Source organism: Proteus terrae, from assembly GCF_003144325.1.
Classification (GTDB): domain Bacteria; phylum Pseudomonadota; class Gammaproteobacteria; order Enterobacterales; family Enterobacteriaceae; genus Proteus; species Proteus terrae.
Window position 1 is genome coordinate 53,703 of sequence record NZ_PENS01000015.1, and the last position, 22,570, is coordinate 76,272.

Here is a 22,570-nt window from a genome sequence, read left to right on the forward strand (position 1 = left end):
ATTAATTTCTTAACTATGCCTTGTCTCAGATATCTTTTTTATAAGATAGGAGAGAAGGTTTTTTATTAATCTATCAATAAGCACAGGATAAGCATGCTCGATCCAAATCTACTGCGTAATGAGCTAGACGCGGTCGCCGAAAAACTGGCTCGCAGGGGGTTCACCCTCGATGTGGAAAAAATCCGTCAACAAGAAGAACGCCGTAAGGTGTTACAGGTTGAAACTGAATCCCTGCAAGCAGAACGTAATTCTCGATCGAAGTCCATTGGTGCGGCAAAAGCGCGTGGTGAAGATATTGAGCCACTTCGTCAAGAAGTTAACCTGTTAGGTGAAAAACTTGAAGCTGCAAAAGCCGAACTTGAAGTGCTTCAAGCGGAAATTCGTGATTACGTTTTAACTATTCCAAACATGCCAGACGATGCTGTTCCAAATGGCAAAGATGACAGCGAAAACGTTGAAGTTTCTCGTTGGGGCACACCAAAGACTTATGATTTTGAATTAAAAGATCATGTGACTTTAGGTGAACTAACAGATGGTTTAGATTTTGCTTCTGCGGTTAAAATCACCGGCTCACGTTTTGTTGTAATGAAAGGTCAAATTGCACGTCTACACCGTGCTATCGCACAATTTATGCTGAATCTGCATACAGAAGAGCATGGCTACCAAGAAATGTATGTTCCTTACTTGGTTAACCACGCAACTCTGTACGGTACAGGCCAGTTACCTAAATTTAGTGAAGACTTATTCCACACTAAACCGTTAGAAGAAGAAGCAGAAAGCCAATACGCGCTTATTCCAACAGCGGAAGTACCTGTGACAAATATGGTAAGAGATGTCATTCTCGAAGAAGACGATCTACCATTGCGAATGACTGCGCATACGCCTTGCTTCCGTTCAGAAGCGGGTTCTTATGGACGTGATACTCGCGGCCTTATTCGTATGCACCAATTTGATAAAGTTGAACTGGTTCAAATCGTTCATCCTGAAAAATCAATGGAAGCATTAGAAGAGCTAACGGGTCACGCTGAGAAAGTGCTGCAACTACTGAATCTACCATATCGTAAAGTTGTGCTTTGCACTGGTGATATCGGTTTTGGCGCTCGTAAAACATATGACTTAGAAGTATGGGTTCCTGCTCAAAATACTTACCGTGAAATTTCTTCATGCTCTAACTGCTGGGATTTCCAAGCACGTCGTATGCAAGCACGCTTCCGTTCTAAAGGTGACAAGAAAACTCAACTTGTTCATACCTTAAATGGCTCAGGCTTAGCAGTAGGTCGTACTTTAGTTGCAATTATGGAAAACTATCAAATGGCTGATGGCCGTATTGAAATTCCAGAAGTATTACGTCCATACATGAACGGTTTAGAATATATCGGTTAATTATTCTTTAATTAATTGAGTATTAATAATTTAACCCTCTGCTTAGGCAGGGGGTTTTTTTTATGATATAGAAAGAAATCAAAAATTATATTTTTATTTAATACACAACATTTCAATGAGGTTTAGATAAATAAGGTAGTAGAGAAAAAAATATTTCTATTTTTCTTTCATTTTCCATACTAACAAAATCGTCCATAGCAATTTCTATATAATCAATGGTTTTATTATGAATAGTAAATTTATACATTAAATGTCCACTCCAACTACGGTGAACATAGACACAGTTTTCTATACTATAAGAAAGCCATTTATCTTCCATGCATGAAGGCAACCAACCATTTAATATATTTTTTTCTGCTTCTTCTGTTAGAGAATAATTAATATAATGAATTAATGGTTTTTTTTCAAAATATTTTAAGTTTTTTAATATTTCTTTATTTATCATTTTATTTATTCCACAAATTTTAATTGTTTCACAGACTACTGAAATAGATTTAAATGATCAAAAGGAATGTATAAGAACTTAGACCTTTTAACATAAAAAGGGGAGGATAATATTGTAATTAAATAAAAAATGATAGCTGAGTTCTCGCCATTTACTCTTAATAAGAGACTTTCTAATCTTCTTAATGTTATCTAAATATAGTTATAAAATGTAGAAAGCAGATGATTATTAAAATATTCTTACTAAATAAAGTGGGATTAAATAAAAATATAATGCAATCCGTCATTGGTTAAACCGATCACGGCAGATCTTATTTATGCTGTTAAATTAGACCTATCGCCCGAATTTACCTCAGTTACTTTATGACGTTTCTATTTCATTAGAACCCTACAAAAGAGCTTATTCTATGATAGTTTCTAAACAGCAGTTACATCAATTAATAAAAAACAAATTACATCATGCAGGATTGAGTGAGTCTCATGCTGATACGGTGGCTGATGTCTTAGTCCATGCTGATGCCAAAGGCATTCATTCTCATGGTGCTGTACGTGTAGAGTATTATGCAGAACGGATCAGTAAAGGCGGTACAAATATAGCTCCTGATTTTACTTATACTGAAACAGGACCCTGTAGCGCCGTATTTGATGGTGATAATGGAGCTGGACATGTTGCAGCGAAAGACGCAATGGAACGTGCAATTAAAATGGCCCAGGAGAAGGGAGTTGCTGTTGTTGGTGTAAGGCGAATTGGTCATAGCGGCGCATTGTCTTACTTTGTTGAACAAGCATCACAAGCGGGTATGGTAGGTATTTCGTTGTGCCAATCTGATCCAATGGTTGTTCCTTTTGGTGGCTCAGAGGTGTATTACGGCACAAATCCTATCGCATTTTCTGCTCCAAGCGTAGGTGATAAACATATTACATTTGATATGGCGACAACAGTACAGGCGTGGGGCAAAGTGCTTGATGCTCGTTCACGTCATGTCGATATTCCTGATACTTGGGCGGTAGATGAAAGCGGAAAATCTACAACCGATCCCTTTGCAGTAAAAGGGCTATTGCCTATTGCAGGCCCTAAAGGCTATGGCTTAATGATGATGGTTGATGTGTTGTCTGGTATTTTACTTGGGCTTCCTTTTGGTAAACATGTCAGTTCGATGTATCACGATTTAACGCAAGGGCGAGAATTGGGCCAATTACATATTGTGATTAATCCCGCTTTCTTTACTGATGCCACTCTATTTAGAGAACATATCTCACAGGTTATGGGCGAATTAAATGCAATTAAACCTGCACCGAATGTAGATAAAGTTCTCTATCCTGGTGAGAATAGTCAAATAGAAGAGCAAAGAAGCGAGAAGGAAGGTATTGAAATTGTTAATGAAATTTATGATTATTTAATATCTGATGTACTGTATAACAAATCCTATAACAATAAAGACCCATTTGCGGGTTAATGATAATAGCTATTTATTCTAGACAATAAAAAGCAGTAGAATTTACACTCTACTGCTGTTTTATTTAAGTAAGTTAATGCTAAGAATTAACTTACTAATTTACCAATATTAGATTCAGCGGTTTTATTAAGAGAAATTGTTCCATTTCCACCAATTCCACCATTATTTCCTTGGCTACCTACATTATGGTGATAAAAAATATCACGATAAGAGCCATACATGGCTGTGTAAGAAAGAGGAATAGTGATTAATAATCCTAAACCAAATGGAATAACACTAATAGCGATAATAAAGAACAGTAAAATAAAGAAGAAGAACCCACCCGCTAAATTTATTTTTACTGCTGAAAGGCTTGCTTTAACCGCAGGGAGTGCCTTGTAACCATTAACCAATACAAGAGCAGGGACAAACCAATAAGCTGCGGTACTCAATGCGCCAAAAATAGCAATAATAACAAAAAATAATATAAATCCAGATGAGTTATCCATCAACATTTCAACAATAATCTCTTCAGGATAATCGCTATTGATAGCATAAAAAACATCCATCATGGCGGCACTGCTGACTATAAAAGCAAGAATAAAGCCCACAAGTAAAATGAGAAAACTAATACCGTAAGCCCCCATCAAACTAAGATAACGTTTGTTATAGAAACCAACAAATAAGGAATCAACATCAATACGTTGAGTTTCATACTGCTGATGAGCAATTGCCACGACACCTGCAGCCAATACAGTAGTAACAAAAGGTGAGATGATTGGGCCAATTAGCGGAATAAATCCAAGAATGGTTGATATAATAAGGCTAACAATAAAGTAGATAATAATAACACCTATCCACATCCAAAAACGTTCTTTTATTAAATCCCACCCTAGTCCTAACCAGCGAACACCACCTGAAGCACCTCGAGCTTGAGGAATAGGCGTGAATACCTCTTGTGGCTCTGTTTGCGATGAATTGTTGTCTTGTTCCATTTCCTGTACCTTAATCCCAATGTCTTTGTTTATAAATATAAGCCTTCTATAATATCTTTTAGTTTTGTTATTAATCAACTGTATTAAAGCTAATATAGGTTAAGGATAATCTTATAAAGACAATTTAAGTTTATTGATAATTGTATTTAATAATAAAAAATAGCGTAAAAATATTAGTTTCATAAAAAATATTATTTCTGAGATCGTCTTTTAAAGGTAAGGGAGTATAAGATGAGAAGAATGAAAAACGTACTTTTTAGTATCAATATAATGTTACTTTATAAACAAAAAAGCAGCGCTTAAAATCGCTGCTTCTTAAATTAATTTCAAATAGAAAAACTTAATACATGACCTTATGGCCGTAAGATTCAAGAATTGATTTTACATTTTCCATCGTCTCTTTTGACGGTGGATGAATACCATCTAGTTTGTATTCTTCTCCTAAAGCTACCCATTTATGTTTGCCGAGTTCGTGGTAAGGAAGAAGTTCTACTTTCTCGATATTTTTCATATCTTTAATAAACTCGCCCAAACGATGAGCAGAATCGTCGTCATCAGACCAACCGGGTACAACAACATAACGAACCCATGTTTTTTGGCCTCGTTTTGCTAAATAACGTGCGAATTCAAGTGTACGCTGGTTTGATACACCAACCAGTTTCTGATGGATCTCATCATTGACTTGTTTTAGATCGAGCATCACTAAGTCAGTGGCATCCATTAATTCATCAATCACAGGATCATAACGACGAACAAAGCCGTTAGTATCTAAACAAGTATGGATATTTTCTTTCTGGCAAGCACGGAACCAATCACGCACAAATTCTGCTTGTAAAATTGCTTCGCCACCAGAAGCAGTCACACCGCCACCAGAAGCATTCATAAAATGACGATAGGTAACCGCTTCTTTCATTAGTTCATCAACTGTGACGATCTGCCCACCATGAGTATCCCATGTATCACGGTTGTGACAATAGAGGCATCTCATTAGGCATCCTTGAAAGAAAACAATGAAACGTATTCCGGGACCGTCAACAGTACCGCAGGATTCAAATGAGTGGATACGACCAAGTACGGACATAACAGGGTTACTCCAAAACTGTCTAATAAAAAGGCCCCAAAGTAGGGGCCTTTATTCTAAGCGATTTTATCTACTTTCTCAGTAAATAAATGCATATAGTTATCTTTATTACATTGTTTGTGTAAATGTACGAGTGATAACGTCTTGCTGTTGCTCTTTAGTCAGTGAGTTAAAGCGAACGGCATAGCCAGAAACACGGATAGTTAACTGAGGGTATTTCTCAGGATCTTCCATTGCTTCTAACAGCATTTCACGGTTCATCACGTTGACGTTCAAGTGTTGACCACCTTCGATGCCTGCTTCGTGATGGAAGTAACCATCCATCAGACCAGCAAGGTTCGCTTTACGAACATCATCATCTTTACCTAATGCATTAGGTACGATTGAGAAGGTGTAAGAAATACCATCTTTTGCATAAGCAAATGGCAGTTTCGCAACAGAAGTCAGAGAAGCTACCGCACCTTTTTGGTCACGGCCGTGCATTGGGTTAGCACCTGGTCCGAATGGTGCGCCTGCACGACGACCGTCTGGAGTGTTACCTGTTTTCTTACCGTAAACAACGTTTGAAGTAATAGTTAGGATTGACTGTGTAGGTACCGCATTACGGTATGTACGCAGTTTCTGAATTTTCTTCATGAAACGTTCAACTAAGTCACAAGCGATGTCATCTACACGAGAATCGTTGTTACCGAATTGTGGGTATTCGCCGTCAATTTTGAAGTCAACTGCTAAGCCGTTTTCATCACGGATTGGAGAAACTTTTGCATATTTGATTGCAGACAGTGAGTCAGCAGCAACAGACAGACCTGCGATACCACATGCCATTGTACGATATACATCACGGTCATGAAGTGCCATCAGAGCTGCTTCATAGCTGTATTTATCGTGCATGTAGTGGATAACGTTCAGCGCAGTGACGTACTGAGTTGCTAACCAATCCATAAAGTGATCCATTTGGTTCATCACGGTATCGAAGTTTAATACTTCGTCCATGATTGGAGCATGTTTTGGACCTACTTGGATTTTCAGTTTTTCGTCAACACCACCATTGATGGTATACAGTAAGGTTTTCGCTAAGTTTGCACGAGCACCGAAGAACTGCATTTGTTTACCAACAACCATTGGGCTAACACAACATGCGATTGCATAGTCATCGCTGTCGAAGTCAGGACGCATTAAGTCATCATTTTCGTACTGGATTGAAGAAGTATCGATTGAGACTTTCGCGGCGTATTTTTTAAAGTTGATAGGCAGTTGTTCTGACCACAGGATGGTCATATTTGGTTCTGGTGATGGACCCATTGTGTACAGGGTATTTAAGAAACGGAAAGTATTCTTAGTTACCAGAGTACGGCCATCTAAACCCATACCTGCTAAAGATTCTGTTGCCCAGATTGGGTCACCAGAGAACAGCTCATCATATTCAGGAGTACGTAGGAAACGAACCATACGTAATTTCATGACTAAGTGGTCAATTAATTCCTGAGCTTGTTCTTCTGTCAGTAAACCTGCATCAATATCACGTTGGATGTAGATATCTAAGAAAGTAGATACACGACCAAATGACATTGCAGCACCGTTTTGAGATTTAACAGCGGCTAAGTAACCGAAGTAAGTCCATTGTACTGCTTCTTTAGCGTTTTGAGCTGGACGAGAAATATCGTAACCGTATTTCGCAGCCATTTCTTGGATTTGACCTAAAGCAGCGTGCTGCTCTGCGATTTCTTCACGCAGTTGGATAGTCATTTCCAGATCTTCGCCTTTTTCCATTCTTTCTTGTAAAGAGGTGAATTGGGCAAATTTATCTTTACGCAGGAACTCAATACCGTACAGTGCAACACGACGGTAGTCACCGATGATACGGCCACGACCATATGCATCTGGTAAACCTGTTAAAATACCAGATTTACGGCATTTTAAGATGTCTGGAGTATAAACATCGAAAACGCCTTGGTTGTGAGTTTTACGGTAATCAGTAAAGATTTTTTTCAGTTCTGGATCCAGCTCACGGTTGTAAGCATGGCAAGAACTTTCAACCATACGGATACCACCGAACGGGATGATCGCACGTTTCAGAGGTGCATCAGTCTGTAAACCTACGATTTGTTCTAAATCTTTAGTGATGTAACCCGCATCGTGAGATGTGATAGTTGAAGCAACAGAAGTATCAAAATCAACCGGCGCATGCGTGCGGTTTTCGATTTTGATGCCTTCCATAACTTGTTCCCAAAGTGTATCAGTTGCTTTAGTGGAACCTGCTAGGAAAGATTCGTCGCCTTCATATGGAGTGTAGTTTTTTTGAATAAAGTCACGAACGTTAACACCGTTCTGCCATTCACCTTCAGAAAAACCTTTCCATGCTTCAGCAAATTTTTCATTTAAATCAGACATGATACTTCTACCTTTTTACAATGGAACTTAAGAAATCAGTCATACCTGCACGGATTAATGTTTGTCACCGCGCAGATGCATTAACCAGTATACCAGACCGACTAGGACTGCTCCGCCAATAATGTTACCGATAGTGACAGGTAATAAATTATTAGAGAGAAAATTTGATACAGTTAAATTTGAAAATTGTTCGGATGATGCACCTACTTTAGTCCAGAATTCTGCTGGTGCAAAATTCTTAATAACAATACCTAAAGGAATAAGGAACATGTTAGCGATACTGTGCTCAAAACCACTAGCAACGAACATACCGATAGGTAAAATTAGTGCAAAAAGCTTATCAATCAGCGTACGTCCTGCATAGCTCATCCATACTGCAAGACAAACCATTAAATTAGCTAGAATACCTAAACAAACCGCTTCAATAAACGTGTGCTCTAATTTATGTTGCGCAGTTTGTAAAACATTTAGCCCCCAAAGCCCATTTGCTGCCATATGTTGACCAGCAAACCACATTAAGGCGACAAAAAAGAGTGCGCCAACAAAGTTACCAAGATAGACATTTATCCAGTTAGCAAACATTTTGCCCCAAGATATACGTCTGGTTGCTTTAGGTATAATAGTAAGAACAGTTGAGGTGAATAAGTCCGCGCCACAAACGACAACGAGCATTAACCCCAGAGAGAAGCAGATCCCACCGACTAATTTAGCCAGCCCAAAAGGAACAGATGCGGTACCTGTAGTAGCAGTAATATAAAAAACAAAAGCAATTGATATAAACATTCCCGCAGTAAATGCAGATAAGTAAGTCATTGGGATCTGTTTATTTGCTTTATAACAACATGCGTCATCGGCAACTTTTGCCATATCAGCAGGTGATAATAAATTAAAAGGGCTGTCAGCTTTCATACTAACACTCTCTTATATGTTGGAATAATTATAGCACGCAATAATAGTAGCAAAGGGGCTTACTTCTAAAATTGATATGGATCATGGTCGCTCATTAGAATCCCGTTTTTAGTGCGTAAAAACCCGCTATTTTAGCTATAACTATTTGATTAATAAAATAAAAAAATTTTTTAAAAATTATCAAAAAATTTTAGACTAGCTGGATAAATAAAGTAAAAAGTAAATATAAAGTATTATTTAAACCCCGTATGTTAAGAATTAAAAATCAAATTTAACGCCTTATTTACTTTTGTCATAAATATAAACATTACTTTATTTGTGGTTAATCTTTATTGATTACTCCAGACATATATCCATTATAAAAATAAGGTTTTTTAATTTTTGAGACCTGGTTAAACAAATAGCAATTTAAACTATAATTAAGTAATATTCTTAGTTTAAAAATTCAATATGTATTTATAGTGTCATATTAAATTCCTTGAATCGTCACTTTTGCCATATTTTGACAATTTTGTCAGATGGCAAATTTGTCATATTGACAAATCTGTCAATATTTTATTTTCAACAAAATAAAACACTCTACTTTTCAATAGAGTGTTTCAATTTAAATACACACTTATTATTCAGTTAAAATTAGTTATTATTTAATAAATAACCTTAAACAAAATAGGCTTATTTAGCCGATTGACGTTTTGCTTTCTGTAATTTCTCATAGGCTGCAAGCAACGACTGATGAACAGGTAAATTAGATAAATCAGGATCAATAGTTTGTAATCCGTAAAATGCTTGTTTACCTTGTAATGCGTTTAAGGCTGCTTGTAATGTTTTTTCGCCATACATACGAGAAAATGCGTGCATATATTGTGCTGGTTCACGTTCAGTCTCTTGTTGTAATAATAAGAGATTGTGTAAACAGCGATAATAGTTTTGACGCTCTGGCGTAAATAAAGAAGCATTAAAATCTTGAGTCCATTCAACCCAAACAAGCGCTTGATCCAGATCGCCACCTGCAAGCGCTAGCATTGATTTTAATTCGCCTACACGTAAATGGCTCCAACCATTATCTTTACCCGGAGCAATACCAATCATCTCTCTGATTCGTGTAAAGTCGTCTAAGCCATCTTCATCAAATTGACCAATAAGTGAAAGGTACTCTTCTTGAGTGCCTTGGCTTGTTGGTAGAGAAAGGATCGTGTCACGCCAATGTACACCCATAATATTATTGGCTAACTGTAAATCTTCAGCAGGATAAATATCTGATAAACCAGGTACTAAAATACGACAAGCGTAAACACCTAAGTGTGAGTAGTCCATGATATAGACTTCTGCATCACATTGTTGGCAAAGTGACATTAAGGTGTGGAACTCTTCTTCTGTCGTACCACTGAAGTTCCAATCAACAAATGTATAATCGGCATCTTTCTTAAAGAGATCCCAACTAATTAAACCACTTGAATCAATAAAGTGTGTTTCAAGATTAGTGTGATCACCGACTTCTTCATCATCAAAGCTTGGCGGATTAAAGACATCGAGATCTTTAAGACTACGGCCTTGTAATAGTTCAGTGACAGTACGCTCTAAAGCTACACCAAAATCAGGGTGAGCGCCAAAAGAGGCAAAGCATGTGTCATTTTGTGGATTGAATAACACGACACAAATAACAGGGAATTGTCCCCCTAAAGATGCGTCAAAGCTAAAGATTGGGAAACCTTCTTGCTCTAATGTTTCAATCGCTTCAATAACAGCAGGGTAGCGAGCTAAAACTTCTTTAGGAATTTCAGGTAAGCTAATTCTTTCAGTGATAATGCGATTTTTTACATAACGTTCAAAAACTTCAGATAATCCTTGAACACGCGCTTCATTCTTTGTATTTCCTGCTGACATACCATTAGATGCATATAAGTTAGCAATAATGTTTACAGGAATATAAACAGGTTTTTTATCAGACTGACGTATAAATGGTAGTGCGCAAATTCCGCGATCATGATTACTTGATTGTAAATCAACTAACTCACTACCGCATAACTCACCTTCAGGATCATAAAATTCACGTAAACGTGCATCTAATAGGCCCACAGGAACAGAATCATCTTCTGTTAGAGGGAACCACTTTTCACTTGGATAGTGAACAAATTCACCTTCTGCAATATCAGCACCTAGCCAGAAATCAGAGAAGAAATAATTGGTTGAGAGACGTTCAAAGTATTCGCCTAATGCGGAAGCTAATGCTGCTTTTTTACTGGCACCTTTACCGTTGGTGAAACATAAAGGGCAATCTTTATCGCGAATATGAACAGACCAAACGTTAGGAACAGGGTTTAACCAAGAAGCTTCTTCAATATTAAATCCTAAGTCGGTCAATTTTTGCTGAAAGCTAGCGATAGAATCTTCCAGTGCGGCATCTTTGCCAGGAATAAATGTTTGTGACATGGCAGGTTTCATCAATATTTTGCTGGTGATAGTTAGGGGCACATGATACTGAAATCCCCTGTAATGCACTAATAATTTCTCTCATTTACCCAAGGCTAACTATATTCATCACTCATAATTTATTTGATATATGAGTTTTTTTAATAAATTCGTTCGATTTATCACGGAATTAATAATTTTAAATCATCATAATTGGATTTATTTATAAACTCATAAGGGATCAGTTCGATGATGAAAAAAACATTGCTCGCCAGCCTGTTAGCTATAATCAGTGGTTCTGCTTTTGCCTTACCTAATGTCACCATTTTAGCAACAGGTGGCACAATTGCTGGTGGTGGCGATTCAGCAACAACATCAAGCTATACAGCAGGTAAATTAGGCATTGATACATTGATTAATGCAGTACCTGAGGCTAAAAAAGTCGCTAATTTAAAAGGCGAGCAAGTCGTGAATATCGGCTCTCAAGATATGAATGACCAAGTATGGCTTAAGCTGGCTAATAAAATTAATGCAGACTGCGATAAAACAGACGGCTTTGTGATCACTCATGGTACAGATACCATGGAAGAAACAGCCTATTTTCTTGATTTAACCACTGCATGTAAAAAACCTGTCGTTATGGTGGGTGCAATGCGTCCTGCAACCGCATTAGGTGCTGAAGGCCCTTTAAATCTATTTAATGCGGTTGTGATTGCGAGTGATAAAGCTTCTGAAAATCGTGGTGTGTTAGTAACCATGAATAATGCGGTTATCAGTGGTAAAGATGTTGTAAAAATGAATACGACTGAAGTTCAAGCATTCCAACCTGTTAACGCTGGTGCCCAAGGTTATGTGCATAATGGTAAGGTTCATTATTACACTGCCGCATTACCTCGTGCAGATAAACCCGCATTTGATGTCAGTAAACTGACTGAATTACCAAAAGTTGGTATTGTTTATAACTACTCAAATGCCTCTAATTTACCAGCAAAAGCCTTTATTGATAACGGCTATAAAGGTATTGTCAGCGCTGGTGTTGGTAATGGCAATTTATATACTGATATTTTTGATACTTTAGCTGATGGCGCTAAAAAAGGTGTAGTTGTTGTGCGTTCAAGCCGTGTACCAGTAGGCTTTACTACACAAAATGGTGAAGTTGATGATGCAAAATATAACTTTGTTGCATCAGAGCGCTTAAACCCACAAAAAGCGAGAGTATTGTTACAATTATCTTTAACACAAACGCAAGAGCCTGCGAAGATCCAAGAGAATTTCGAAAAGTATTAATTTAAAAGAGTTTGAATAATAACAAGGCCTCATTTATGAGGCCTTGTTATTTTTAAAGAGTGAAATGGCTAATTGGTTTTGGCTCGAGAGACAACAACTCTTGCGGTAAAAAAAGCAATTAATGGCGTTATTGCAAAAATAAGAAAGAGCCAATGTGCCGCATTTTGAGCGCCTATTATGCCACCTGGATCTGTTAACCCTGCCATATTAACCACCGTCCCTGAAATAGAGGCACCAACAGCCGTTGAAAACAATTGAATTGTGGTAATAGATGTTGCTGCTTTTTGAGCTTCTTGCCCTTGAGAGACATGCAATACACGAGTTAAATAATGAGGCCACGCCATACCAATACCAGCACCTGTAAAAAAGAGGGCTATACAAATAATGATAATTTGCCCATAAGGTATGGTTAGAACATTAGAGATAAATAAGCCAAGGATCACAATGGCTGAAAAGTTAATCATTGGACCAAAATGCATTAATCTCTGAGCAGTAGATTGTTTACTTGATGAAGACACAATAGCAGAGAAAGACCAACCTGCACCCACCAATGCTGCTAAATAACCCGAAAGCAAAGGGGTAATATGATGGATAATTTGCAAGAAGTAGGGCACGAAAACTTCTGTTTGTACACTTATCCCTAATAAAGCCATAGTGAGATATATTGGTGCTAATGGTGCAGAAAAAGAAAATGTCCCTTTAGGAAATAAACCATCATTTGATTTTTTATCAATATTGACTAACAGTAAAATAAAGATCACCGCAAATATAATAGATAAGATGTTATATAAAATAACGTTATAAAGACTACCAATAGAAATAGATAATACAGCGAGCATTAATAAAATAAGCTGTTGATAAGGTAGCGGCGCTTTGGCGACAATATTATCAGCATTATTCTCGGTAGGAAGAATAGTAAATAATAAAATAGCGTAAGGGATGCCTACAAATAAAATAGACCAAAATGCACCTCGCCAAACATTATATTCAGCAAATATTCCGCCTAGTGCGGGGCCTAATAGTGTCGATATTCCCCACATACTAGACATTAACGCCATAGCTCTGGACCAAAGTGGTTGAGGGAACATGACTCTGACTAAAGAGTAAGCAAGTGCCAGCAACATTCCTCCGCCAGCCCCTTGAATAAATCGCCCTAAAAGTAATATCTGCATTGAAGGTGCTGTTGCACAAATAACAGAGCCTGCTAAAAAGCAAATAGTGGCAAAAAGATAACTATTGCGAGGGGCTAATGCACTCAGTAATCGTGAAGTTAATGCAGAAGAGAGAATTGACGCCAGAATAAAAACTGTGGTGTTCCATGCATATAAATTAAGCCCACCGATATCACGTACAATTGAAGGTAGCGTTGTGATCGTAATATAGACATTAATTGCGTGTAATGCGACACCTCCTGCTAAAGCGAGCGATTTTAGACTATTTTTTCCATGAAGAAGCATTCCCCAGCTTGCTTCTTCTTTTTTATTTACACTCCCCGACATAAAACACTCCTAGCCATTATTTTTATGCTCTGCATATTATGCGTTAGTTCACAATAATCATTGCGCCAATTTAGCGGGAATGATACAACCGATAAAGGTCATTTTGTAAAAACATATTCAGATAGGGTGAATTTGAATGAGTCAGGTATATAACTTTAGTGCAGGTCCGGCTATGTTACCGGCAGAAGTCCTTCGTCGTGCAGAACTAGAATTATGCAACTGGCATGAACTTGGGCGTTCGGTTATGGAAATTAGCCACCGCAGTAAAGAGTTTCTTGAAGTTGCTCATCAGGCAGAACAAGATCTTCGTGATCTTCTCAATGTGCCAGAAAACTACAAAATTCTTTTTTGCCACGGTGGTGCTCGAGGTCATTTTGCTGCTTTACCTCTCAATTTATTAGGCGATAAAGCAAGCGCTGATTATATTGATGGTGGTTATTGGGCTAAAAGTGCAGCCGAAGAAGCTGAAAAATATTGTTCGCCAAATATAATTAAAATTAAAACAGAAGTTGATGGCAAAATTGGTGTTAAGCCAATGAAAGAGTGGCAATTAAGCGCTGATGCAGCTTATGTGCATTATTGCCCAAATGAAACCATTGATGGTATTGCCATTCATGAAGAGCCAGATTTTGATGATAGCAAAATTGTTATTGCTGACTACTCATCTTCGATTTTATCTCAACCGATAGATGTTAGCCGTTTTGGTGTTATCTATGCGGGTGCACAAAAGAATATTGGTCCTGCGGGTTTAACGATTGTTATTATTCGTGAAGATCTATTAGGTAAAGCGCGCAAAGAAACACCTTCTGTGTTTGATTACACAGTGCTTGCTGAGAATGACTCCATGTTTAATACACCACCTACCTTTGCTTGGTATTTATCAGGCATGGTCTTTAAATGGCTGAAAGAGCAAGGTGGTTTGCAAGAGATGGCAAAACGCAACTATGAAAAAGCAACGCTTCTTTATAGTGCAATTGATAATAGTGATTTTTATATCAATCGTATTGCCACAGAAAATCGTTCACTAATGAATGTGCCTTTCCAAATGTCTTCTCCTGAACTGGATTCCGTATTCTTAAAAGAGGCAGAAGCTCAAGGTTTGGTCGCATTAAAAGGTCACCGTGTATCAGGTGGTATGCGTGCTTCAATTTATAACGCAATGCCATTGGAAGGTGTTCAAGCATTAGTCGACTTTATGGCTGATTTTGAACGACGCCATGCGTAATAAATAAAATCTAGAACTAGAATAAGAAAGCCTGCTTAAAATACAGGTTTTCTTATTATTCAATTTTTAAGATGTTAATAATTAAAATTGAGTTACTAAGTACAAAATAAATAAAAAGATAAGTACCTAAATAATTTTATATTTAATTAAATAGCATCCCCCCGCTTAATTTACTTGTTTATTGGAGTTTTTACCTGTTTATGGAATCGTTAACATTACAACCTATTGCTCATATCGAAGGTGTTATTAATTTACCAGGGTCAAAAAGTGTCTCTAACCGTGCGTTGTTATTAGCGGCTTTAGCTAAAGGTAAAACTCGTCTAACCAACTTATTAGATAGTGATGATATTCGCCATATGCTTAATGCATTAAAAGCCTTAGGGGTGCAATATCAATTATCAAATAACAATACGGTATGTGATATTGAAGGACTAGGCGGTGAATTTAAAACAAATTCGCCATTAGAGCTCTTCTTAGGTAATGCAGGTACAGCAATGCGCCCATTAGCGGCTGCATTAAATCTCGGTCAGCATGATATTATTCTTACTGGTGAACCTCGTATGAAAGAGCGTCCAATTGGGCATTTAGTTGACGCTTTACGCCAAGGTGGTGCAAAAATTGACTATCTTGAACAGACTGATTACCCACCAATTCGCTTACATGGTGGTTTTTTAGGTGGTAATGTTGAGGTTGATGGTAGTGTTTCTAGCCAGTTTTTGACTGCTTTATTAATGATGGCACCTTTGGCAGAGCAAGATACGATTATCACCATTAAAGGCGAATTAGTATCAAAACCTTACATTGATATTACCTTAGCATTAATTAATACCTTTGGTGGGAAAATCGAAAACCAAGACTACCAGCGCTTTGTTATAAAAGGTGGCCAACAATATCAATCACCAGAAAAGTACCTTGTAGAAGGTGATGCTTCATCTGCATCTTACTTTTTAGCAGCGGCTGCCATTAAAGGCGGTACTGTACGAGTTACAGGTATCGGTAAAAATAGCTTACAAGGGGATATTCATTTTGCTTCTGTGCTTGAAAAGATGGGCGCAAAAGTACGCTGGGGTGAGGACTATATTGAGTGTGAGCGTGGAACGTTAAAAGGCATTGATATGGATATGAATACTATCCCTGATGCTGCAATGACCATTGCTACCACGGCACTTTTTGCTGAAGGCGAAACGGCTATCCGCAATATTTATAACTGGCGTGTAAAAGAAACTGACCGATTAGCGGCAATGGCAACAGAGTTACAAAAAGTGGGTGCGATTGTTGAAGAAGGTCACGACTACCTAAAAGTAACACCACCAAAACAGTTAACCACTGCGGATATTGAAACTTATAACGATCATCGTATTGCGATGTGTTTTTCGCTGGTGGCACTTTCTGATACACCAATTACTATTCTTGACCCGGGATGTACCGCAAAAACCTTCCCTGATTATTTTGAGAAATTAGAAACACTTTCTCAACGTAATAATTAATGTAAAAATCATTAATTAAAATGAGTCAAAACTAAATCAGTTAAATCGGCAGTATTGAACCTTTTGGAGAACAATACTGCCGATTTTTTATTATAATTAGATTAATTTTTCTAAAAAAACACCACTTAGAAAAAATAATATTAAATAAGACTTTTTAGTGCTTATCTACTTGTTTCTTCCTATACATTGTATGCGTATAATGTCGCGCATATATTAATACTGTTTTTCTCTGTTTGAACACTATGCCTATTATATCAATGTAATAAGAGCAACAAACACAGAAATGCAGTGCCCACGAAAAGGAGAAACTCATGGCGGTTATCGTCCCTGTTATAACTGTTGATGGGCCTAGCGGAGCAGGTAAAGGAACATTATGCCAAGCATTAGCGAAAGCATTTGGCTGGCATTTACTCGATTCTGGCGCTATTTATCGTGTATTGGCATTAGCAGCTTTACATCATCATGTTGATATTACTTCCGAAGACGCTTTAGTACCTTTGGCGGCAAATTTGGATGTACGCTTTATTCCTAATGAGAATGGCTTAAGTGTCATTCTAGAAGGTGAAGATGTTTCAACTGAAATTCGAACAGAAACAGTTGGGAATACGGCATCACAAGCTGCAACTTTTCCTCGAGTAAGAGAAGCATTATTGCGTCGTCAGCGTGCATTTCGTACAGCGCCGGGCTTAATTGCCGATGGTCGAGATATGGGCACAATCGTTTTTCCTGATGCTCAAGTGAAAATATTTTTAGAAGCGAGTGCAGAAGAGCGCGCGCGTCGTCGCATGTTACAGTTGCAGGAAAAGGGCTTTAATGTTAACTTTGAGCGCCTTTTATCCGAGATAAAAGAACGCGATTACCGTGACCGGAATCGCGCTGTTGCGCCACTTGTTGCGGCGAAAGATGCATTAATTCTCGATTCTACAAGCTTGTCTATTGACGAAGTCATTGAAAAATCGTTGACTTATGCTAAAAAAAATCTGCAATTATCAGCGTAATTAATTTTTATTTCGTTTATACTAGGTAATTATCAAAATCGGGTTGACGTGTTAATGAAAACACAACAATGCCCGATGACCTTGTCACAAAGGATGTAACGAGGTATGTGAAACAACCCCATTCGGCCGGATGCTAAATGGACGTTAATTAAATTTACTTGAAGATCATTAACATGACAGAATCTTTTGCTCAACTCTTTGAAGAATCCCTAAAAACAATCGAAACTCGTCCTGGCGCTATCGTTCGCGGCGTTGTAGTTGCTATCGATAAAGACGTTGTTCTGGTTGATGCAGGTCTGAAATCAGAATCTGCTATTCCTGTAGAACAATTCAAAAACGCTCAAGGCGAATTAGAAATCCAAGTGGGCGACGAAATTGATGTTGCTCTGGACGCGGTTGAAGATGGCTTCGGTGAAACCGTTCTGTCTCGTGAGAAAGCTAAACGTCACGAAGCGTGGCTGATGCTGGAAAAAGCTTACGAAGAAAACGAAACTGTTGTTGGTATCATCAACGGTAAAGTTAAAGGTGGTTTCACTGTTGAACTGAACGGCATTCGTGCGTTCTTACCAGGTTCACTGGTAGACGTTCGCCCAGTTCGCGATACAACTCATCTGGAAAACAAAGAGCTTGAGTTCAAAGTCATCAAATTAGACCAAAAACGTAACAACGTTGTTGTGTCTCGTCGTGCGGTTATCGAATCTGAAAACAGCGCAGAACGCGATCAGTTATTAGAAAACCTGCAAGAAGGCATGGAAGTTAAAGGTATCGTTAAGAACCTTACTGACTACGGTGCATTCGTTGATCTGGGCGGTGTTGACGGCTTACTGCACATCACTGACATGGCTTGGAAACGTGTTAAACACCCAAGCGAAATTGTCAATGTTGGCGACGAAATCACTGTTAAAGTCCTGAAATTCGACCGTGAACGTACTCGCGTATCATTAGGTCTGAAACAACTGGGCGAAGATCCATGGGTAGCTATCGCTAAACGTTATCCAGAAGGTACTAAACTGACTGGTCGTGTAACTAACCTGACTGATTACGGTTGCTTCGTAGAAATCGAAGAAGGCGTTGAAGGTCTGGTACACGTTTCTGAAATGGATTGGACTAACAAAAACATTCACCCATCTAAAGTTGTTAACGTTGGTGATGTTGTTGAAGTTATGGTTCTTGACATCGATGAAGAACGTCGTCGTATTTCACTGGGTCTGAAACAGTGCAAATCTAACCCATGGCAGCAGTTTGCAGAAACTCACAACAAGAACGACCGTGTTGAAGGTAAAATCAAGTCTATCACTGACTTCGGTATCTTCATCGGTTTAGACGGCGGTATCGACGGTCTGGTTCATTTATCTGACATTTCTTGGAATGTTGCAGGTGAAGAAGCAGTTCGTGAATACAAAAAAGGCGACGAAATCGCTGCTGTAGTTCTGCAAGTTGATGCTGAACGTGAACGTATCTCACTGGGCGTTAAACAATTATCAGAAGATCCATTCAATAATTACCTGTCTGCTCACAAAAAAGGTGCTATTGTTTCTGGTAAAGTAACTGCTGTTGACGCTAAAGGCGCAACTGTAGAATTAGCTGACGGTGTTGAAGGTTACCTGCGTGCTTCAGAAGCTTCACGTGACCGCGTTGAAGATGCAACTCTGGTTCTGAATGTTGGCGAAGCTGTAGAAGCTAAATACACCGGCGTTGATCGTAAAAACCGCGTTATCAACTTATCTGTTCGTGCTAAGGACGAAGCAGATGAGAAAGACGCTATCGCTTCTGTAAACAACAAAGAAGAAGTTGGTTTTTCAAACAACGCTATGGCTGAAGCTTTCAAAGCAGCTAAAGGCGAATAATTTAAGTTATTAACGGAAGGCAACGTTAATCGTTGCCTATTTATCGGTAGTTTAGGGAGGTAATATGACCAAGTCTGAGTTAATCGAGAGACTTGCAGGCCTACAATCTCATCTTTCGGCTAAGACGGTTGAAGAAGCTGTAAAAGAAATGCTTGATCATATGGCTGATACTTTAGCTGATGGTGAGCGTATCGAAGTCCGCGGATTCGGCAGTTTTTCTCTACACTACCGTGCGCCGCGTACGGGTCGTAACCCGAAGACAGGTGATAAAGTAGATCTGGAAGGTAAATACGTTCCACACTTTAAGCCAGGTAAAGAGTTACGTGACCGTGTAAATATTTATACGGAATAATAACTCCTGTCGAAATGGCACGATGTTAGTTAACTTTCTCAAAAACGGTACTTAGGTGCCGTTTTTTATTAACTATTATTATCACTTTTAGTTTATTTTTCTGCTCCCTAATTTTTTTCTATCTCCCATCTTGCACCTTCAATCCCAATCTTGGATTGAACGATTCGTTTTCTTGATTTTATCTCGCTAGCACCTTTCTTTTTTATTACTTTATTCTGCTTTCATTTTAATTTCTCTATTTAATTACCTGTATCACTTAGTTGTTTTATTTTTTACGAGCTTCTTCTCAAAATTTATTGTATGTAACAAGAGATCTTTTCCTTTTTATAAAGCATCACTAAAAAACGACCTAAAAGCCTATCTCTAATGAAATGGTAACATTATGATATTTAAAAAATAATTGTAGGCAAGGATGCTAGAAATGATTTTACTGAATCGAATGATAAAGTTTTTTGAGTTAAAGATGGTATCAATAAAACGAAGGTGCATTCATTCAGCCTATTTTCAAAGACTCTATTTCACGAAGTTAACTTTAGACAATATTGCTTTGGCAATAATATTAGGTTGCTTACCTTTATTAGTTCAACATACGCTTTTTAGTCAAACAATTTATTCTATTATTATTATTGTTGCACTATTTCTATTATTTATTCCTTTTTTCTTATTCCGTTTTTCAGCGATATTTCTAATTTTCTGGGTTTATTCAAATATGGTTGCGTCATCATTAATGACGAGAACAGAACAGTTTGCTGATAATATGGCAACATTTGAAACCAAGGTTATGGAGTATCGCCAATTAACAGATGGCAATATTATTATCAAAATACCCATTACGAAGAAGACGCTCTTTTCATCTTCTGTTTATGCAAACGTATATTGGCGAAGTCCGCCTAAAAACATAGCTGTAGGACAATATTGGAAGTTTAAAACTCAATTTAGAGCTGTACATAGTTATTTAAATGAAGGTGGGTTTGATAGCCAAAAATATGCCGTTTCTGTGAAGGAAACATTAACGGGTAAAGTGATGACAGCCAAGTTTATCCGAAATGATATATCACTACGTACTCAACTTATTCAGACAATCACAGCTCATTGGCAAACAGCAAAAAATAAAGGTGAAATTATTGCTTTAGTCTTAGGTGATAAGCGATATATTGAACCTGAGAAAAAAGATCTCTATATGAAAACAGGGGTTGCTCATTTAATTGTGATATCGGGTTTACATATAGGTTTAGCTGCCTTTTTTGGTTGGGGTATTGCAAGAGGTATTCAATTTTTTTTCCCTATCAGATGGATTAATCCAAGATTTCCATTAGTTATAGCTTGGTTATGTGGTGTTTTCTATGCTGCGTTATCAGGTTGGGGAATACCAGCAACAAGAGCTGTTATTGGATTAACTGTTTGGGTAATTTTACATTGGGGGAGCCGATTATTTTTGCCTTGGCAATGGGCACTTTGGAGTGCAGCACTTATTCTTATTGTTGAGCCTCTTTCTATACTTTCAGCTAGTTTTTGGCTTTCATTTTCTGCTGTGTTTGCCATTATCTTTTGGTATTGGATGTACCCATTAAAAGCTAAATATAACCATCAAAAACGGTGGTTTATTTTAAGGTTGGTACATTTACAATCTGGTTTATTAATTATTTTATTACCATTCCAATTATATTTATTTAATGGCGCTAATTTTTTTAGCTTTATTGTTAACTTATGGGCGGTTCCTATTGTTTCTTTTATTACCGTGCCATTAATAATGCTCGGGTTATTGACATTCTTTCTCTCATTTTTGCAACCAATAATTTGGCACTGGGTTGATCTTTCTATTAGCCTTGCTTTTTGGTGTGCTCCTTTATTTTTACCATATTGGCAAAATAGTGGTGCCATTCCTTTATTATTAGGATTTTTGGGAATTGGTACTATTTTAATCATAAAAATGTCATGGTGGCGTTATCATTTTATTTGCATTGTGGCTATTGGTACTATTTTATACTGTGAATTCATCGCCTCTTCACGTTATCAATGGCGAATATCTATGTTAGATGTTGGGCATGGCTTAGCAGTTATTCTTGAAAAAGAAGGGGAAGCGATTATTTATGATACGGGAATGCGCTGGAAAAATGGAGGTTCCATTGCAAAGAATGTCATCATTCCTTATTTAAGACATCATCGACTTACGCCAGTTGCATTGATCATTAGCCATGATCATCTTGATCATACAGGGGGAATGGAAGATTTAGTAAAAACTTATCCTAATTTAAGCATTCGTAGTAGTTTTGACGATCCTTCGCATTTACCTTGCTTAAGTGATAAATCATGGCAGTGGAAAGGGCTTCAATTTGATGCATTGTGGCCGCTGAATAAATTACTCTCCCCGAAAAATAATCAATCCTGTGTGATCAATATTAGTGATGGGAAATACAATATTCTGCTAACTGGAGATATAGAAAAAGAAGTTGAAGCTCAATTGGTAAGAGTAAAAAAAGATCAGCTAAAAGCAGATGTCTTACAAGTTCCTCATCATGGTAGTCAAACATCATCCACATTGATGTTTATTCAAGCAGTATCACCAAAAATTGCACTTGTTTCTGCTGCTCGTTATAGCCCTTGGCGTTTGCCTTCTGATAAAGTACATCATCGTTATAAAAAAGAAGCTATTAATTGGCTAACAACCTCTATTAGTGGGCAAGTTTCTATCGAGTTTAATCAAGATAATATTGATGTATTTACCTATAGGCGAGATATTTTGCCTCGTTGGTATCATCAGTGGTTTGGTGTTTTGACGTTTCCCGAGTAGAATGGCCGGCTAATTATTAAAAGTTTGGTAATATAT

At 37.7% G+C, this 22,570-nt stretch carries 16 protein-coding genes; 9 read left to right on the forward strand and 7 right to left on the reverse strand.

The window, feature by feature from the left end; genetic code table 11:
• Window positions 1-93 precede the first annotated feature (93 nt).
• Window positions 94-1,383 (forward strand): serine--tRNA ligase, encoded by a 1,290-nt coding sequence (gene serS / locus DK857_RS15275; RefSeq protein ID WP_109393544.1) that lies wholly within the window; start codon window positions 94-96, stop codon window positions 1,381-1,383.
• A 112-nt stretch (window positions 1,384-1,495) separates the two neighbouring features.
• Here serS and DK857_RS15280 read toward each other — a convergent pair whose 3' ends face one another.
• Window positions 1,496-1,828, reverse strand: coding sequence for a hypothetical protein (locus tag DK857_RS15280; RefSeq protein WP_109402617.1), 333 nt, complete (start codon window positions 1,826-1,828; stop codon window positions 1,496-1,498).
• Between the two features lie 406 nt (window positions 1,829-2,234).
• On the opposite strand from DK857_RS15280, the gene allD reads away from it, so the two are divergent.
• Window positions 2,235-3,284 (forward strand): ureidoglycolate dehydrogenase, encoded by a 1,050-nt coding sequence (gene allD / locus DK857_RS15285; protein ID WP_109402618.1) that lies wholly within the window; start codon window positions 2,235-2,237, stop codon window positions 3,282-3,284.
• An 86-nt stretch (window positions 3,285-3,370) separates the two neighbouring features.
• Here allD and DK857_RS15290 read toward each other — a convergent pair whose 3' ends face one another.
• From DK857_RS15290 to ycaO, 5 genes are all read right to left on the reverse strand, one after another.
• On the reverse strand, window positions 3,371-4,258 hold the full coding sequence (locus DK857_RS15290; protein ID WP_109402619.1) for a BPSS1780 family membrane protein: 888 nt from the start codon (window positions 4,256-4,258) through the stop codon (window positions 3,371-3,373).
• A gap of 340 nt (window positions 4,259-4,598) precedes the next feature.
• On the reverse strand, window positions 4,599-5,339 hold the full coding sequence (pflA, locus tag DK857_RS15295; RefSeq protein WP_036938126.1) for a pyruvate formate lyase 1-activating protein: 741 nt from the start codon (window positions 5,337-5,339) through the stop codon (window positions 4,599-4,601).
• A 108-nt stretch (window positions 5,340-5,447) separates the two neighbouring features.
• A complete protein-coding gene (gene pflB / locus DK857_RS15300) occupies window positions 5,448-7,730 on the reverse strand; it encodes a formate C-acetyltransferase (RefSeq protein ID WP_109393548.1) in 2,283 nt (760 codons plus the stop codon).
• Between the two features lie 54 nt (window positions 7,731-7,784).
• On the reverse strand, window positions 7,785-8,639 hold the full coding sequence (gene focA, locus DK857_RS15305) for a formate transporter FocA (RefSeq protein WP_109393549.1): 855 nt from the start codon (window positions 8,637-8,639) through the stop codon (window positions 7,785-7,787).
• Window positions 8,640-9,311: 672 nt separating this feature from the next.
• Window positions 9,312-11,069, reverse strand: coding sequence for a 30S ribosomal protein S12 methylthiotransferase accessory factor YcaO (gene ycaO / locus DK857_RS15310; protein ID WP_109402620.1), 1,758 nt, complete (start codon window positions 11,067-11,069; stop codon window positions 9,312-9,314).
• A 228-nt stretch (window positions 11,070-11,297) separates the two neighbouring features.
• On the opposite strand from ycaO, the gene ansB reads away from it, so the two are divergent.
• Complete coding sequence (gene ansB / locus DK857_RS15315; RefSeq protein ID WP_109393551.1) at window positions 11,298-12,335, forward strand: L-asparaginase 2; 1,038 nt, start codon at window positions 11,298-11,300, stop codon at window positions 12,333-12,335.
• A gap of 68 nt (window positions 12,336-12,403) precedes the next feature.
• On the opposite strand, the gene DK857_RS15320 is transcribed toward ansB, so the two are convergent.
• A complete protein-coding gene (locus tag DK857_RS15320; RefSeq protein WP_109402621.1) occupies window positions 12,404-13,834 on the reverse strand; it encodes an MFS transporter in 1,431 nt (476 codons plus the stop codon).
• A 136-nt stretch (window positions 13,835-13,970) separates the two neighbouring features.
• Between DK857_RS15320 and serC the strand changes: the two genes are divergently transcribed.
• From serC to DK857_RS15350, 6 genes are all read left to right on the forward strand, one after another.
• A complete protein-coding gene (gene serC, locus DK857_RS15325; protein ID WP_109393553.1) occupies window positions 13,971-15,059 on the forward strand; it encodes a 3-phosphoserine/phosphohydroxythreonine transaminase in 1,089 nt (362 codons plus the stop codon).
• 200 nt (window positions 15,060-15,259) lie between these two features.
• Window positions 15,260-16,546, forward strand: coding sequence for a 3-phosphoshikimate 1-carboxyvinyltransferase (aroA, locus tag DK857_RS15330; RefSeq protein WP_109402622.1), 1,287 nt, complete (start codon window positions 15,260-15,262; stop codon window positions 16,544-16,546).
• A gap of 311 nt (window positions 16,547-16,857) precedes the next feature.
• On the forward strand, window positions 16,858-17,544 hold the full coding sequence (gene cmk, locus DK857_RS15335; RefSeq protein ID WP_098943727.1) for a (d)CMP kinase: 687 nt from the start codon (window positions 16,858-16,860) through the stop codon (window positions 17,542-17,544).
• Between the two features lie 173 nt (window positions 17,545-17,717).
• Entirely contained in the window at window positions 17,718-19,391 is a 1,674-nt protein-coding gene (gene rpsA, locus DK857_RS15340; protein WP_006537421.1) for a 30S ribosomal protein S1, read from the forward strand.
• Window positions 19,392-19,455: 64 nt separating this feature from the next.
• The gene (gene ihfB / locus DK857_RS15345; RefSeq protein ID WP_006537420.1) at window positions 19,456-19,743 is read left to right on the forward strand and encodes an integration host factor subunit beta; all 288 of its coding nucleotides are present in this window, start codon (window positions 19,456-19,458) and stop codon (window positions 19,741-19,743) included.
• Between the two features lie 547 nt (window positions 19,744-20,290).
• Window positions 20,291-22,534, forward strand: coding sequence for a DNA internalization-related competence protein ComEC/Rec2 (locus DK857_RS15350; protein ID WP_227003187.1), 2,244 nt, complete (start codon window positions 20,291-20,293; stop codon window positions 22,532-22,534).
• The last annotated feature ends 36 nt before the right edge of the window (window positions 22,535-22,570 follow it).

Excerpts from the sequence above, each read along its gene's own strand:
- cmk (WP_098943727.1), top strand. The coding sequence starts at position 16,858 with ATGGCGGTTATCGTCCCTGTTATAACTGTTGATGGGCCTAGCGGAGCA.
- DK857_RS15280 (WP_109402617.1), bottom strand. The coding sequence starts at position 1,828 with ATGATAAATAAAGAAATATTAAAAAACTTAAAATATTTTGAAAAAAAA.
- ihfB (WP_006537420.1), top strand. The coding sequence starts at position 19,456 with ATGACCAAGTCTGAGTTAATCGAGAGACTTGCAGGCCTACAATCTCAT.
- aroA (WP_109402622.1), top strand. The coding sequence starts at position 15,260 with ATGGAATCGTTAACATTACAACCTATTGCTCATATCGAAGGTGTTATT.
- focA (WP_109393549.1), bottom strand. The coding sequence starts at position 8,639 with ATGAAAGCTGACAGCCCTTTTAATTTATTATCACCTGCTGATATGGCA.
- DK857_RS15290 (WP_109402619.1), bottom strand. The coding sequence starts at position 4,258 with ATGGAACAAGACAACAATTCATCGCAAACAGAGCCACAAGAGGTATTC.
- ycaO (WP_109402620.1), bottom strand. The coding sequence starts at position 11,069 with ATGTCACAAACATTTATTCCTGGCAAAGATGCCGCACTGGAAGATTCT.
- pflA (WP_036938126.1), bottom strand. The coding sequence starts at position 5,339 with ATGTCCGTACTTGGTCGTATCCACTCATTTGAATCCTGCGGTACTGTT.
- allD (WP_109402618.1), top strand. The coding sequence starts at position 2,235 with ATGATAGTTTCTAAACAGCAGTTACATCAATTAATAAAAAACAAATTA.
- serC (WP_109393553.1), top strand. The coding sequence starts at position 13,971 with ATGAGTCAGGTATATAACTTTAGTGCAGGTCCGGCTATGTTACCGGCA.
- pflB (WP_109393548.1), bottom strand. The coding sequence starts at position 7,730 with ATGTCTGATTTAAATGAAAAATTTGCTGAAGCATGGAAAGGTTTTTCT.
- serS (WP_109393544.1), top strand. The coding sequence starts at position 94 with ATGCTCGATCCAAATCTACTGCGTAATGAGCTAGACGCGGTCGCCGAA.
- ansB (WP_109393551.1), top strand. The coding sequence starts at position 11,298 with ATGATGAAAAAAACATTGCTCGCCAGCCTGTTAGCTATAATCAGTGGT.
- DK857_RS15320 (WP_109402621.1), bottom strand. The coding sequence starts at position 13,834 with ATGTCGGGGAGTGTAAATAAAAAAGAAGAAGCAAGCTGGGGAATGCTT.
- rpsA (WP_006537421.1), top strand. The coding sequence starts at position 17,718 with ATGACAGAATCTTTTGCTCAACTCTTTGAAGAATCCCTAAAAACAATC.